Consider the following 14,123-nt stretch of genomic DNA (forward strand, 5'->3'; position numbering starts at 1 on the left):
TGGCCAGGCGAAGGACGCGCTTACCGATTTGCTTTCGCGCCCCCACAGGAATTCAGGTGAACGAGGTGCATCATGCGCGAGACATCCGTTAGAGGCCCGGCGATCGACCTTGGCGAGTTCGAGCGGCGGCTGCGCGGCCCGCAAAGACCCGCCCAAGCCGCAGATCCGCTGAGCGAACTCGCGCGGCTGGTTCATGGGGAGGAGGCCCAGGCTTCGGATCCCTACGGCCGGATTCTCGCCGAAACGCGCGACGCACATACCGAGGCCGCGCAACTGCGGGGATCTTATGACGCGGCGCCGCCGGTTGCGGCCGAGCCGCCCTATTATCCACAGCCCTCGATGGACCAGCCTCTGGAGCCGGCCTATCCGGTGGATCCCGACTACCGCGACCTGCCGCCGGGCTACGACCCGCAGCAGGGAACGGCATATGATGCCGCCTATTATGGCGCAGAAAGCGGCTGGAGCGACGACGCGCAATACCTCGATTACGGCCAGTCCGACGAACATTATGAGGACCGTTACGGCGGCTGGCGGTCCAGGTTCCGGCCATGGCACGCCGTAGTGGCGATCTCGCTCGTCGCGGTTCTGAGCATCGGCTTCGCCTTCTGGCATCGCAGCGGCTTAAACGCCTCACGCGAGATCGCGACCATCGTCGCGCCTGAAGGGCCGGTGAAGGTGAAGCCAAGCGTTGAGGCCGACGCCAGCGCTCCCGACGCCAGCTCCGCCGTCGTCCTGGATCGTAAGGAGCAGGCTCCTGTTCAGCAGGTCGTCACTAATCAGGAACAGGCGGTCGACCCGTCGGTCGCGCCAAATGTGGCGCAGCTCGGCGCCGGGCCCGTTAATCTGCCACATGAAGCTGCTCCCGCCATCGCCCCGCCGAAGAGGGTGAAGACCGTCACGGTTCGGCCGGATGGCAGCCGGGTGGAGGAGGGCGCTTTGCCGCCGGCGGTGGCGATGGCGAGCCGCCCAGCGGAGCAGGCGGCGGCTGCAACAGCCAGCGCGATCGGCGCGGCCACAGCGACGCCGCCCAGCCAGGCGAAGCCGACGGCGACGCCGCCGCGAATCGCCAAGCCCAAGGCCGCCCCCAAGCTGGCTTCGGCCGAAGAAGCGCCGGACGCGGCGTCCGACGTGGACGCCGCCCCTGCAGGCAAGGGCGGTTACGCGGTGCAGTTCGGTGCGGCGGAGAGTGAAGAAGACGCGCGCGCGCTGCTGAAGACGATCGCCAGCAAATATCGCGCGCAGCTCGGCGGATTGAAGCCGACGTTCAAAATGGCCACCGTGAACGAAAAGACCGTCTACCGCGTCCGCGTCGCCGGCGTGAGCAAGGAGTCCGCGAACGCGATCTGCAGCAAGGTGAAAGCCACCGGCGGCGCCTGCTTCGTCGCGGGCAATTGACGCGACGACATGCGCGCCTTCATCTGCGGACTAAAAGGTCTCACGCTCGAGGCGGACGAACGCGCGTTCCTGCGCGAGGCGGCGCCCTGGGGCGTGATCCTGTTTCGTCGCAACATCAACGCCCCCGAGCAGGTTTCGCGCCTGACGACGGAAATCCGCGACGTTCTCGGACGGCATGCGCCCATTCTGGTGGATCAGGAGGGCGGCCGCGTGCAGCGCTTCGGTCCGCCGCACTGGCGCGCCTATCCGGCCGCCGCGCGGTTTGAGATCGCCGCTTCCAGCGCCGCGCAGGCCGAGCGGCTCGCGTGGCTCGGCGCCCGGCTGATCGCGCATGATCTTCGGGAAGTCGGCGTCGACGTCGACTGCCTGCCGGTGCTCGATGCGCCGGCGGAGGGCTCCCACAGCATCATCGGCGATCGGGCCTACAGCCGCGATCCGGCGCGCGTCGCGGCGATCGGCCGCGCGGCGGCAGAAGGCCTGATGGCGGGCGGGGTCGCGCCGGTGATGAAGCACGTTCCCGGGCACGGGCGCGCCCGCGCCGACAGCCATCTGGAGCTGCCGGTCGTGGACGCGAGCCGCGAAGAACTGGAGAGGGTCGACTTCGCGCCGTTTCAGGCCAACGCCGATCTGCCGATGGCGATGAGCGCGCATGTCGTCTACACGGCGATCGATCCTGCGGCGCCCGGCACGCTGTCGAAGACGGTGATCGGCGACGTCATTCGCGGCCAGATCGGATTCGATGGCCTGCTGATGACTGACGATCTGTCGATGAAGGCGCTTTCGGGCGGATTTCGCGAGCGCGCCGAGCGGGCGATCGGCGCCGGATGCGATATCGTCCTGCACTGCAACGGAGATCTTGCGGAAGCGCGGCCGGTCGCCGAAGGCGCGCCGCCGCTAGAAGGTCAGGCGCTGGCGCGCGCCCAAAAGGCGCTCGAATGCGTGCGGCGGATCGAGCCTTTCGATGTAGCCGAGGCCACGCGCGAGTTTGACGCGGCGATGCGCGCCGTGGCGTGAGGTCTTGCCAGTTGACCTCACTCGCTCGGCTCGCCGTCGTGCAGCACGCGCAATGCGTCGCGACAGGCCTGCTCTAATAGGCAAAGGTCTACTTGCGCCAATTTCCATATGATAGGGGCGGCGACGCTCTCATAATCATGGCGCAGCACGTTGCCGATGCCGGCAACCTTTCTCCACGGAATTTCAGGATACTTCGATTTGATGTCATCGGCGAGGTGGCGGCTGGCCTCAGAAATGATTTCAATGCCGCGCTCAACGACCCACTGACGTTGCCAATCCGTCTCGTAAGTTTCAAGCGACACGTCCGCTAGCACAGTTTGAATGCGTTCGATCGCCTCGATTATGTCCCTCAGACGCAGAGCAGCGGTGCGAGCGTTCATCAAAAGATGCGAAGCGCGGTTGCTTCTATCTGCGACCTCAACCGCTTATGCAGGCTATCGCGGGTCATGATATCAACACGGCGGCCGAGAATTCGAGCTGCAAACTCCTTTACGTCCATCAATTCGAAAAGGCCGAAGTTGCCTTTTTCATAATCAAAAAACAGGTCGACATCGGAATTCTCTCCCGCGCGGTCTCGGGCAGTGGAGCCAAACAAATACAAGCTCTTGACGCCAAGCTCTTGTAGATCTGCTTGGCGGGTCCGCAGTATCTCCATCGCGTCTTCCCGTTTCATATGCGCACCTTATCAGCTTTGGGCTGTATGCTCCACGTAAGGCTCTCTCCTGTGGATGGCCCCGACGGAGCGGCGGCCGCGCTTGCGATAGCCCGGGTTAGGGGCCAATCTCCGCCCGAAATGCTCAGCGACGCCGATTCGTGAGCGTAAACAGACCCGAAGCGAGAATGGCCCAGGAATTGACCTTCGAGCTGGACGAGTCCCGCGAGCGCGAAGACGCCTTCCTTGTCGACGTGGACGGGTTCGAAGGCCCTCTCGACCTGCTGCTCGAACTCGCGCGCCGGCAGAAGGTCGATCTCGCGCGCATTTCGATCCTCGCGCTCGCCGAGCAATATCTCGCCTTCATCGAGGCGGCGCGCCGCGTTCGGCTTGAACTCGCCGCCGACTATCTGGTGATGGCGGCCTGGCTCGCCTTCCTGAAGTCTCGCCTGCTGCTGCCGGAGCCGCCGAAGGGCGAGGAGCCGTCGGCGTCCGATCTCGCCGCGGCGCTCGCCGAGCGCCTGCGCCGGCTGGAGCTCATTCGGCGCGCCGCCGACAAGCTCACGGAACGCGCAAGGCTCGGCCGCGACATGTTTCTGCGCGGCGGCCCGGAAGGCGTGGAGACGATCTCTCACCCCAAGTTCCAGGCGAGCCTTTACGATCTGCTTTCCGCCTACGCCCGTCAGCGGCAGAAGACGGCCACGTCGCGGGTCGTGCTGCGGCAGCGCGCGGTCTGGTCCCTCGCCGAGGCGCGGGAGGCCCTTGAACGGCTGGTCGGCGTCGCGACCGAGTGGACCGTGCTCGACGATTTTCTGCTGCATTACTGTGTCGACATGCAGACGGCGCGCACCGTGCGGGCGTCGGCCTTCACCGCCTCGCTCGAAATGGTGCGGGAGGGACGCTTCGACATACGACAGGACCGGCACTTCGCGCCGCTCTGGGTGCGGCGGCGCGCGCCGGAGGAAGCGGAAGAGTCTGCGGGCGCGTCTTAGCCCCGGAATATAGGAGGACGCGCGGTGGCGCAGGCGGCGGAAAAGATCGAACTGTTTGACGTGAACAGCGACGAGGAGCTTGCGCGTCAGGAGGCTCGGCTGCGGGAAGCGGAGCGCATCATCGAAGCGCTGCTCTTCGCCTCCGCCGAACCGCTCGACGAAGCGGAAATGACGCGCCGTCTCGAAGAGGGCGTGGAGCTCGACCGCATCCTGGAGCGCCTGCGCGCTCATTATTCAGGACGCGGCGTCAACCTCACGCGCGTGGGCAAGAAGTGGTTCTTCCGCACCGCGGCGGACCTTAACTGGATCCTCGCGCGCGAGCAGGTCGAAGAGAAGAAGCTTTCCCGCGCCGCGCTGGAGACGCTCGCGATCATCGCCTATCACCAGCCGGCAACCCGCGCCGAAATCGAAGAGATACGCGGGGTCGCCATCTCCAAGGGCACGCTGGACGTCCTGCTCGACACGGGTTGGATCAGGCTGCGCGGGCGTCGCAAGGCGCCGGGCCGGCCGATCACCTATGGCACGACCGACGCCTTTCTGATGCATTTCGGGCTTGAGCAGATCGGCGACCTGCCAGGCCTCGACGAACTCAAGGGCGCCGGACTGTTCGACGGACGGCTGCCCAAAGGGTTTGGGGTGCCGCAGCCGTCGGATGACGCCGCCTTGCGCGACGACGAGGACCCGCTCGAGGACGAAGCGCCCGAACTTCTCGAAATGGAGTTTCCGGACGAGCCCGAGGCGCCCGAGGAGCCAGACAGCGGAGAGCTCTGACCAAGCCGAGAATGCTGGCCGTTTGCGCATCCCTCCCTTACGGGGAGGGTGGCCCCGCAAAGCGGGGCCGGGTGGGGTAAATTCCGCTCAAGCGGCGCGGTGCCCCCCACCCGGCGGTCGTGCAGCAAGTTTACGCAGGCTGCGTAAACTTGCCTGCGCCCGCCGACCTCCCCGCGAGGGGGAGGTATATCCGCCAGACGCTTGAAATCGTTGTTCACCAGACCGCCCTCATTTCGGATCGCGGAACGACTCCAGGCGCAGCCATTTGCTCCGGGCGTCCTTGTTTTTGAGGCGGCGGGCGCATAGTTTCCGGGCAAACGCCGGTAGTCCCGGTTTTCTCTTTCGGAAGGATGCGCGCTATGGGCGGTCTGTCGATCTGGCACTGGATCATTGTCGGCGCGGTCGCCTTCATCCTCTTCGGCGGCAAGTTCAAGATTTCCGATGTGATGGGCGACGTCGCCAAGGGTATCAAGGCCTTCAAGAAGGGCATGGCGGAAGACGATGTCGCCGCCGACGATGCGAAAAAGACGTTGGAAGGTCAGACCAGCGAACGCCGCGCTCTGGAGAGCGACAAGGCCGACACCAAGAAGGTTTAGCCCCCTCCCTGTCTCTCCCCCGCTATCGCGGGAGAGGGACCCTTGCGAGCAGCGTACCCTGGGGACGAAAGGCGGCTCTTGCTCCCTCTCCCGCGTAGCGGGGCAGGGTTGGGGCGGGGCGAGAGCAGGGAATGACATGTTCGATTTCGAACCCGGTAAGCTCATCGTCATCGCCATCGTCGCCCTGATTGCGATTCCGTCGAAGGACCTGCCGCGCGTCTTGCGCACGCTGGGTCAGTTCACCGGAAAGATGCGCCGCATGGCGGCCGAGTTTCAGGGACAGTTCATGGAGGCCATGCGCGAGGCCGAGCTCGACGATTTGCGCAAAGAGGTCAGCGAGATGAAGAACGCCGTAAAAGAGAGCGTGAAGCTCGACGGCGCCTTCGACCCGATGGCCGAGGCGCGCAAGCAGATTACCGGCGCCATCAAGGGCGACTCGCTTTCGCGCGCAGAAGCGCCTCATCCTGAGCGCAGCGACGTTTTGAAGGTTGAGGAGTCGCCAATCGCATCCTTCGAGACGCGGCCTTCGGCCGCTCCTCAGGATGAGGTTTCCGGTCAGGCCGATTCTTCGAAGAAAGCTGGCGCATGAACGAGGCCGACGAAGCCGAAATCGAGGCCAGCAAGGCGCCGCTGATCGAACATCTGATGGAATTGCGCGAGCGTCTGATCAAGGCGCTGCTGGCCTTTCTCGCGATGTTCGTGCTGTCCTTCTTCTTCGCCAAGGACATCTACAATCTCCTCGTCATTCCCTACACGCAGGTGGCGGGAGCCGAGGCGCGGCTCATCTACACGGCGCCGCAGGAATATTTCTTCACGCAGATCAAGGTCGCGCTGTTCACGGCGGCGTTTCTCTCCTGTCCGATCGTGTTTGCGCAGATCTACGCCTTCGTTGCGCCCGGACTTTATCGGCACGAGCGCGCGGCCTTTCGGCCCTATCTTTTCGCGACGCCGATTTTTTTCGCGATTGGCGCGCTCGTCGTCTACTTCCTGGTGATGCCCAATCTGCTGCGCTTCTTCATGGGCATGCAGCAGGCGAATGAGCCGGGCAAGGCGCAGATCGAATTGCTGCCGCGCGTCTCCGAATATCTTTCGCTGATCATGACGCTGGTGCTCGCCTTCGGCATCGTGTTCCAGTTGCCGGTGGTTTTGACGCTGCTCGGACAGGTCGGCATCGTGACGTCGGACTTCCTGAAAGAGAAGCGGCGCTACGCAATCGTGCTGGTCTTCATCGTCGCCGCGGTGCTGACGCCGCCGGACGTTTTCTCGCAGCTCGCGCTGGCGCTGCCTGGCATGCTGCTCTACGAAGCGTCGATCTACGCCGTGCGCGCGGTCGAGAAGAAGCGCGCCGCGGCGCAAGCGGCGGCAGGCGGATCTTAGGCGACATCTCGCCCGCTTGACGCTGCTTTACGCGCGCGGGAGAAAGGCGCCCTAGACAACGTCCCCGCCGTCATGGCCGGGCTTGTCCCGGCCATCCACGCCGAGACGCTGCGCTCGCATTCTTATCTGACGCAGTCGCATTCGTGGATGCCCGGCACAAGGCCGGGCATGACGCGTTTGCAATGGTTCGCCCGTTACTCCCCAGCGCCAGCAGGCCGATATGTACGACATCAAATGGATTCGTGAAAACGCCGAAACTTTCGATCGCGGCCGCATGCGGCGCGGGCTTGAGACTATCTCGGCGCAGCTTCTCGCCTTTGACGATTCGCGCCGCGCGGCGATCGGCGCATTGCAGAAGGCGCAGGAGCGGCGCAACGCGGCCTCGAAAGAGATCGGCGCGGCGATGAAGGCGGGCAACGGCGCCAAAGCCGAAGCGCTCAAAGCCGAAGTTGCTGAGATCAAGGAGAACTGGCCGGCGCTTGAGGAGGCGGAGCGCTATGCGATCGCCGAACTCGATAATGCGCTCGCGAGCATTCCCAACACGCCGCTTGATGAAGTGCCGGACGGCGCGGACGAGAACGACAATGTCGAAGTCGCGCGCTGGGGCGAACCGCGCGTATTCGACTTTACGCCGAAGGAGCATTTCGAAATCGGCGAAGGCCTCGGGCTGATGGATTTCGAGACGGCGGCGAAAATTTCCGGCGCGCGTTTCGTCGTCAACAAGGGCGGACTGGCGCGGCTGGAGCGCGCGCTCGCGCAATTCATGCTCGATCTGCATACGAACGAGCATGGCTATATGGAAGTGAGCCCGCCGCTGCTCGTGCGCGACGCCGCAATGTTCGGCACGGCGCAATTGCCGAAGTTTCGCGAGGATCAATTTGAGACGGGGACCAGCGTCCAAGCTTCTTCGTATCAAGAACTAAAGGAAAAAATTCTCGACAAATTCGGAGGCCAAAAGACTTTTATTAAGCCGGGAGAACCCCTGCCCGATCTTTCCGTCGCGTTCGACGAAGCGATGGTTGAATGGATGAAGGGAGGACCAAGCGGCTATGAAGCTGGCAAGAAATTCTGGCTCATCCCCACCGCCGAAGTGCCGCTGACCAATCTCGTGCGCGAATCCATCCTCGACGAAGCGCAACTGCCGATGCGGCTAACCGCCGGCACCTATTGCTTCCGCGCCGAAGCGGGCGCCGCCGGCAAGGACACGCGCGGCATGATCCGCCAGCATCAGTTCTACAAGGTCGAACTGGTGTCGGTCACGACGCCGGAACAATCGCTCGAGGAACATGAGCGCATGACCGAATGCGCCGAGAAGGTCTTGCAGCTTCTCGAACTGCCCTATCGCAAGGTCACGCTCTGCACCGGCGACATGGGTTTCGCGAGCCAAAAAACCTACGACCTCGAAGTCTGGCTGCCGGGGCAGGGAAGATATCGCGAAATTTCCTCCTGCTCGGTCTGCGGCGACTTTCAGGCGCGGCGTATGAACGCCCGCTATCGGCCAAGCGAAAGCAAGGGCAAGAATAAGGGAATCGGTTTCGTTCATACGCTCAACGGCTCCGGCGTCGCGGTCGGCCGCGCCATGGTCGCCGTGCTGGAGAACTATCAGCAGGCCGACGGCTCAGTGGACGTCCCCCGCGTCCTTCGGCCTTATATGGGCGGCCTTGCGCGCATTCCGGGTTGAACGTGGACGCGAGACGCATGCGGTGCGGGTCGCGGTCTCCTCGCAATAGGGCTCGGGCGAGGTCCCGAAGTAGGGCGCGACGCCATAGCCATAATCCCTGCGCGGCGCATATCCGTCGCTGAGCAGGCCGGGCGCGGCGAAGGGGAGCACGAAGGGGGGCGCGATGGCGCCCGGCGCCGGCGGCGGCGCGCCGGGAATGACGAAGGCCGCGGGAACATAGCCCATGGTCCCGCCATACTGCACCTGACACCAGCGGCCGCAGCCGAGCACATTGAAGGGGATATTCGCCGCCATGGTGGCAACCGGCCGCGCCCTGGAGCTCGGGCTGACCTGGAGCGGCATCACCGCGGCCACATAGGCCTCGAATGCGGCGGCGGAGCCGGGCAGGGCGCCGAGCCCCGCCGCCAGCAAAAGCGCAAGTCGTGCGCGCATCAAAATTCCTCCGGAGAATGCGGCGGGACGATATAGGTCATTGTGGACCTTCGGCGTCGAATCGTCCAAAGAAACCCGGGCTTCGTCAGCGCCCGCCAAAGCGAAGCGAACCGCTGTCAGCATGCGCATTCTCATTACCAACGATGACGGGGTTCACGCGCGCGGCCTTGGAATCGCCGAGGCGATCGCGCGCGAATTCACCGACGACATTATTGTCATCGCACCGGAATTCGAACAGTCCGGCGTCTCGCATTCGCTCTCGCTCAACGATCCGCTGCGGCTTCGGGAGATCTCGCCCCGGCATTTCGCCGTGAAGGGCACGCCGACGGATTGTGTGATCATGGGCCTTCGCAAGCTGATGCTCGACCATCCGCCCGATCTTCTCATCTCCGGCGTCAACTGCGGCCAGAACGTCGCCGAGGACGTGTCCTATTCCGGCACCATCGCTGGAGCGATGGAGGGCACGATTCTGGGGATACCGTCGATCGCGCTTTCGCAGGTCTATGATTTCTTCGCCAACCGGAAGACCGTCCACTGGGAGTGCGCGGCGACGCACGGCGTCGATGTCGTTCGCCGGCTGCTCGCGACGGGGATCCCGAAAAACGTGCTGATGAACGTGAATTTCCCCAATTGTCCGCCGCAGGACGTCGCCGGCGTCGCGATCACCATGCAGGGCAGGCGCAGCAGCGACATCATGCGGATCGAGGATCGCAAGGACGGGCGGGGCAATCCCTATCACTGGATCACTTTCCAGCGCGGCGACTTCAGGCCGGGGCGCGGCACCGATCTCCTTGCCCTTGAGGAGAAGAAGATCTCGATCACGCCGCTGCAGCTCGACTTTACCGATCACCCCACCGTGACTCGCCTGGCGGCGGCCTTCGAGGGCGGCGAATGACCGGCGAGCGCGGCGCGCCCAACGCCGCCGAATTCGAAGAGCGCGCGGCGCTGCTTCTCACCCTTCGACAGGCAGGCGTGCGCGATCTGTCGGTCCTGCGCGCCATCGAGGCGACCCCGCGCGAGGCTTTCGCGCCTTTTCGCTTTCGCGATCTCGCGAACCGCAATCTCTCCCTGCCGATCGGCTGCGGCCAGACCATGTCGCGTCCGGTCGAACTCGCGAAGCGCCTCGAGGCGCTGAAGACTGGCCGCGGCCATCGGGTGCTGGAGGTGGGCGCGGGCTCCGGCTATGGCGCGGCGGCGCTGGCCCAGCTCGCGCGCGAGGTGGTGAGCCTGGAGCGGTTCGAGACGCTCGCGATCGAGGCCTCGCGCCGTCTCGCCGCCCACGGCGCGGCAAACGTGACGGCCATCCACGCCGACGGCCTCGATCCGCCTCCTGAGCTGGGGCGTTTCGACCGGATCATCGTTCAGGCCTCGGTGATCGCCGCGCCCGCGGCGCTTATCCAACTGCTCGCGCCGGGCGGCGTCATGCTTTTCGCCCGAAGGGAGCACGCCATGGCCGGCGAGCAGGCGAAGGAACGATTGATTAAGCTTGATCGCAACGAGGACGGCGAACTTCGAGAGGCCGATCTCGGCCCGTGCCGCCTGGGCCCGGCCATCCCCGGCCTGGCGCAGGCGCTCTGAACTCCCTGTCCGAATGCTGAAAATTTTCATAGTCGCGCACGCTGCGCGTTCATCTTAAACGCCTCCTTAACCGCCGCGCTGCTACCCATAGACCGTTCAATGTTGCGTTCGGGTGGGTCGCGTCATGGCTAACAAGCGTCCATTTACTCATTCACGCGCCGCTGTGCGGCTGATGGCGGCGGCGGGCGTCGCTGCGCTCGTCGCCGGTTGCTCCGACGCCTCCCGTTTTGGGGCAGATCCCTTTTCCGATCCCTTCTCAGGCTCGGCCAGGACGGCTTCGCAGGGGATTGATCGGTCGCCGGTGGGCGCCATCGCCGCCGCGCCCGCGCAGAGCGCGCCTTCATCGGCGGTAGAGTCTCGACCCTTGCCTGCGCCGAGCGCCAGCGCGCCCATCCCGGGCGCCGTCGCCTCGGCCGCCCCACGCACGCCCGCAAACGCCTCGGCGCCTCGCGTCGCCGCAGGAGCCGCGGGTCACTGGAGCGCCGAAGGCGGAACGCCGATCATCGTCGCCCAGGGCGAAACGGCGGCGCTGCTCTCCACCCGTTATGGCGTTCCCGCCGACGCGCTGCTCCGGACCAACGGCTACAATGTCGCGTCGCAGATCCAGCCCGGTTCGCGCCTCGTGATTCCGGTCTACCGCGCCGGCGCCGCGCCCGTGGCCACAGCCCGCGCCCCGGCGGCTCCGGTTCGAACTGCGGCAGCCGCGCCCGCGCCAGCGCCCGCGACAGTGGCTAAGTCCATCGCCGCCAAGCCCGTGGCCGCCGCCAAGCCGGCGGAGCCCGCGAAGCCGCTGCGGAAGACCGACGCCGAACCGGCGAAGCCGGAAACGGCGAAAGCCAAGCCAGTCGACAAAAAGGCCCTCGCCAAGGCCGCTCCCGAGAAGGCGCTCGTCAAGGCGGAGCCGCGCATCGCCGCCGCCACGCCGGCGCGCGCCGTGAAGACCGAGCGGATTGCCCGTGCGGCGCCTTCGACCGCTCCCGCCGAGGTCCAGGCGGAAGCGCCCGAAGCGCGCAGCAGGCCGGTCGTCGCCGAAGCGCCGGCGGAAACTCGCAAGGTCGACACCACCGCGACCGCCTCCATTCCGCCCGCGACCGACAAAGCAGTCGCTTCGGACGAAAGCCGGCCGGAGTTCCGCTGGCCAGCGCGGGGACGCATCATCCAGGGCTTCTCGTCCGGCGGGAATGACGGGATCAACATCGCCGTGCCGGAGGGCACTCAGGTCAAGGCTGCGGAAGGCGGCGTCGTCGCCTACGCCGGCAGCGAGCTCAAGGGCTACGGCAATCTCGTGCTCATTCGTCACCCGAACGGATTCGTCTCCGCCTATGCCCACAATGGCGAGATCGACGTGAAGCGCGGGGACCAGGTCAAGCGCGGTCAGACGATCGCTAAATCCGGCCAGTCAGGAAATGTCGGCTCGCCGCAGCTTCACTTTGAGCTGCGCAAGGGTTCGACGCCGGTCGACCCGACGCGCTATCTCGCCGGGTTGTAAGCGTCGACGCCAGAACCTCCGGTGTCCGCGAGACAACAGACGCCGGAGCCCTCGGGGCGGCGGGTCCAAAGAAAGGCCCGCCGCTCTCGTTCTTTTGCCCTCTGCCGCCAACGAAATGCTATATGCCGCGGATCCTAAACCGGAGGGATCCGCGCCCGTGAAATATCGTCTCGCTTCCGTTTTTCTGCTCGCCGCCACGCCCGCCTTCGCCGTCGACTCGACTGGCGTCCCGGAATGCGACGCCTTGCTCAAGCGCTATGAAGCCTGCTCGGGCCAGTTGCAGCCTCGTCAGGTTCATGAAGCGCAAAAGGAGCTGCTCGACGGCGCAATGGGAATTCGCGCCGCGGCGACGGATCCTACGAAACGCGCCGATCTCGCGCGCTATTGCGTCGACCGGTTCGAGCAGATGAAGAAAGAAAGCGATATCAAGGAATGCATGTCGAAGCCGTGAGCCGCGCGCGCGCCTCGATGTAATCCTTTCCACGCATCTCGATCAGTCGCGACGCGGCGCGCTCGAATTCGCGCGCCTCGGCGCCAAACGCCGCGCGATAGAGATCGAAAGGTTCGGCCGCGGCGGAAACGATCAGCAGGGCGCGCGCCTCGTATAGAACGTCGATAAGCGTGATGAAGCGGCGCGCCTCGTTGCGCTGTTCGGGCGCCAGCGTCGGAACGTTCTCGACGATGACGGCGTCGAATTTCTCGGCGAGCGCCATATAGTCCGCCGCCGACAGCGCCTGACCGCAAAGCGCTGCAAAATTCATGCGCGCGACGCGTCCGGCCGTATGCGGGATTTCGATGCGTCGTCGCTTGACCTCGATCGTGATCGGCGTTTCCACGGCGCCGTCAGCGAGCGTCGCATAGAGCGCGTCGATCGCCGCTCTCGCGCGACAGTCCGCGGGCATGAAATAAACCTCGCCGAGATGTTCGCGTCGCTGGCGATAGTCGCTCGCCGCTTCGAGGCGCAGGATATCCAGTCGCTCCTGCAGCAGGGCGATGAACGGGAGGAACAAGTCGCGGTTGCGGCCGCCTTCATAGAGCCGCGACGGCTCAACATTGGAGGTTGCGACGACGACCACGCCCGACGCGAGCAGCGAAGAAAATAGCCGCGCGAGGATCGTCGCGTCAGCGATGTCGTTCACAGCGAATTCATCGAAGCAGAGCACGCGCGTTTCCTGCGCAATCTCCTGCGCTACGCAGGTGACCGGATCGGAATCGCAACCCTTTGGGCGCCTGCGCAGCCGATGCAGCCGATCATGCACATCCACCATGAACGCGTGAAAATGCGCGCGTCTCTTCTTCTCGACGGGAAGCGCATCGAAGAACAGGTTCATCAGGAAGGTCTTGCCGCGCCCGACGGACCCCCAGAGATAGAGGCCGCGCACCGGCCGGGGCCGTGGACGCAAGGTCGCGAGGATCGCCTGCCTCAAGCCGGCGCCCTTGGGCTCGCGGTCGACGAGGGCGTCGGCGAGCGCCTGCAGCGTCTCGATCGCCGCGCGCTGCGACGCGTCGCGCTCAAGCGCGCCTTTCGCGACGAGCGCATCATATTTCTCGATGATGGTCTGGGCGCGCGCGGTCATAGGCGCCGCATTCTGCCGTTCGCCTCAGCGAATGCGCCTGGACGGAGTTCGCAATACAGCAGCCGCTCGGGGTCGACGGGGCCCGGCATGGTGATCTTGCCGCGCGGCACGCGCGCGAACCCAAGCCGTGCGTAATATTCCTCGTCTCCGACGAGCAGGACGAGCCCATGGCCGGCCTGCCGCGCCGCGTCCAGCGAGTATTTGACGAGCGTTTCGCCGACGCGCTGCTGGCGGAATGCCGGCTCGACGGTTAGCGGCCCAAGCAGAAGCGCGGGCGTCGCCCCCACAAGGATCGGCGTCATGCGATTGGCGCCGACGAGCAGCGTTCCGATCCGCGCGACGAAGGACAGCGTGCGGTCCGGCTCGACGCCCTCGCGCAGACGATAGGCAGTGCGCGCATATCTGCCGGGACCGAAGGCGCGTTCGTCGAGCTTCTCGATATGCGCATCGTCGGCGGCGGTAAGCGGCGCAAATTTTACGGCGAGATCGATCATGTGCTGGCTTGGCCCTGGGCGCAGGCCATATCACGCGCCGTCAGCGCGGCAAAACCTCTCGTTGCGCCGCGGCAT

At 65.3% G+C, this 14,123-nt stretch carries 17 protein-coding genes; 12 read left to right on the plus strand and 5 right to left on the minus strand.

The window, feature by feature from the left end; genetic code table 11:
* Positions 1-72: 72 nt before the first annotated feature.
* Both AC0X69_RS00605 and nagZ read left to right on the plus strand, forming a co-directional pair.
* Positions 73-1,395, plus strand: coding sequence for an SPOR domain-containing protein (locus tag AC0X69_RS00605; RefSeq protein WP_482610308.1), 1,323 nt, complete (start codon positions 73-75; stop codon positions 1,393-1,395).
* Between the two features lie 9 nt (positions 1,396-1,404).
* On the plus strand, positions 1,405-2,409 hold the full coding sequence (gene nagZ / locus AC0X69_RS00610; protein WP_482610310.1) for a beta-N-acetylhexosaminidase: 1,005 nt from the start codon (positions 1,405-1,407) through the stop codon (positions 2,407-2,409).
* Between the two features lie 17 nt (positions 2,410-2,426).
* Here nagZ and AC0X69_RS00615 read toward each other — a convergent pair whose 3' ends face one another.
* The gene (locus tag AC0X69_RS00615; protein ID WP_482610312.1) at positions 2,427-2,789 is read right to left on the minus strand and encodes a HepT-like ribonuclease domain-containing protein; all 363 of its coding nucleotides are present in this window, start codon (positions 2,787-2,789) and stop codon (positions 2,427-2,429) included.
* Positions 2,789-3,082, minus strand: coding sequence for a nucleotidyltransferase family protein (locus tag AC0X69_RS00620; protein ID WP_482610314.1), 294 nt, complete (start codon positions 3,080-3,082; stop codon positions 2,789-2,791). Before AC0X69_RS00620 ends, AC0X69_RS00615 begins: the two co-directional genes overlap by 1 nt.
* A gap of 167 nt (positions 3,083-3,249) precedes the next feature.
* On the opposite strand from AC0X69_RS00620, the gene AC0X69_RS00625 reads away from it, so the two are divergent.
* The 6 genes from AC0X69_RS00625 to serS all read left to right on the plus strand — a co-directional run bounded on the left by AC0X69_RS00625 (position 3,250) and on the right by serS (position 8,478).
* Positions 3,250-4,053 carry a segregation and condensation protein A gene (locus tag AC0X69_RS00625; RefSeq protein WP_482610316.1) on the plus strand — a complete coding sequence of 268 codons (804 nt, stop codon included), beginning with the start codon at positions 3,250-3,252 and terminating at the stop codon, positions 4,051-4,053.
* A 24-nt stretch (positions 4,054-4,077) separates the two neighbouring features.
* Positions 4,078-4,824: an SMC-Scp complex subunit ScpB gene (gene scpB, locus AC0X69_RS00630; RefSeq protein ID WP_482610318.1), complete on the plus strand. Its 747-nt coding sequence runs from the start codon at positions 4,078-4,080 to the stop codon at positions 4,822-4,824.
* A 359-nt stretch (positions 4,825-5,183) separates the two neighbouring features.
* Positions 5,184-5,420, plus strand: coding sequence for a twin-arginine translocase TatA/TatE family subunit (locus AC0X69_RS00635; protein ID WP_482610320.1), 237 nt, complete (start codon positions 5,184-5,186; stop codon positions 5,418-5,420).
* 136 nt (positions 5,421-5,556) lie between these two features.
* Positions 5,557-6,009 carry a Sec-independent protein translocase subunit TatA/TatB gene (locus AC0X69_RS00640; RefSeq protein ID WP_482610322.1) on the plus strand — a complete coding sequence of 151 codons (453 nt, stop codon included), beginning with the start codon at positions 5,557-5,559 and terminating at the stop codon, positions 6,007-6,009.
* A complete protein-coding gene (gene tatC / locus AC0X69_RS00645; RefSeq protein ID WP_482610324.1) occupies positions 6,006-6,797 on the plus strand; it encodes a twin-arginine translocase subunit TatC in 792 nt (263 codons plus the stop codon). Before AC0X69_RS00640 ends, tatC begins: the two co-directional genes overlap by 4 nt.
* 220 nt (positions 6,798-7,017) lie before the next feature.
* Positions 7,018-8,478, plus strand: coding sequence for a serine--tRNA ligase (gene serS, locus AC0X69_RS00650; RefSeq protein WP_482610326.1), 1,461 nt, complete (start codon positions 7,018-7,020; stop codon positions 8,476-8,478).
* Here the strand turns inward: serS and AC0X69_RS00655 are convergent.
* The gene (locus AC0X69_RS00655; protein ID WP_482610328.1) at positions 8,416-8,910 is read right to left on the minus strand and encodes an SH3 domain-containing protein; all 495 of its coding nucleotides are present in this window, start codon (positions 8,908-8,910) and stop codon (positions 8,416-8,418) included. The genes serS and AC0X69_RS00655 overlap by 63 nt on opposite strands.
* 121 nt (positions 8,911-9,031) lie before the next feature.
* On the opposite strand from AC0X69_RS00655, the gene surE reads away from it, so the two are divergent.
* From surE to AC0X69_RS00675, 4 genes are all read left to right on the plus strand, one after another.
* Complete coding sequence (gene surE, locus AC0X69_RS00660) at positions 9,032-9,805, plus strand: 5'/3'-nucleotidase SurE (protein ID WP_482610330.1); 774 nt, start codon at positions 9,032-9,034, stop codon at positions 9,803-9,805.
* Positions 9,802-10,488, plus strand: a complete 687-nt coding sequence (locus AC0X69_RS00665; RefSeq protein WP_482610332.1) for a protein-L-isoaspartate O-methyltransferase family protein — start codon at positions 9,802-9,804, stop codon at positions 10,486-10,488. The genes surE and AC0X69_RS00665 overlap by 4 nt, the downstream gene beginning before the upstream one ends.
* Before the next feature lie 124 nt (positions 10,489-10,612).
* Positions 10,613-11,977 (plus strand): peptidoglycan DD-metalloendopeptidase family protein, encoded by a 1,365-nt coding sequence (locus tag AC0X69_RS00670; protein ID WP_482610334.1) that lies wholly within the window; start codon positions 10,613-10,615, stop codon positions 11,975-11,977.
* A gap of 157 nt (positions 11,978-12,134) precedes the next feature.
* Positions 12,135-12,428, plus strand: a complete 294-nt coding sequence (locus AC0X69_RS00675; protein WP_482610336.1) for a hypothetical protein — start codon at positions 12,135-12,137, stop codon at positions 12,426-12,428.
* Here the strand turns inward: AC0X69_RS00675 and zapE are convergent.
* Both zapE and AC0X69_RS00685 read right to left on the minus strand, forming a co-directional pair.
* Positions 12,403-13,554: a cell division protein ZapE gene (gene zapE / locus AC0X69_RS00680; RefSeq protein ID WP_482610338.1), complete on the minus strand. Its 1,152-nt coding sequence runs from the start codon at positions 13,552-13,554 to the stop codon at positions 12,403-12,405. The two genes, AC0X69_RS00675 and zapE, sit on opposite strands and share 26 nt — an antisense overlap.
* Positions 13,551-14,048, minus strand: coding sequence for a GNAT family N-acetyltransferase (locus AC0X69_RS00685; RefSeq protein ID WP_482610339.1), 498 nt, complete (start codon positions 14,046-14,048; stop codon positions 13,551-13,553). Before AC0X69_RS00685 ends, zapE begins: the two co-directional genes overlap by 4 nt.
* Positions 14,049-14,123: the final 75 nt, after the last annotated feature.

Source organism: Methylocystis sp. Uni0008 (genome assembly GCF_056838045.1).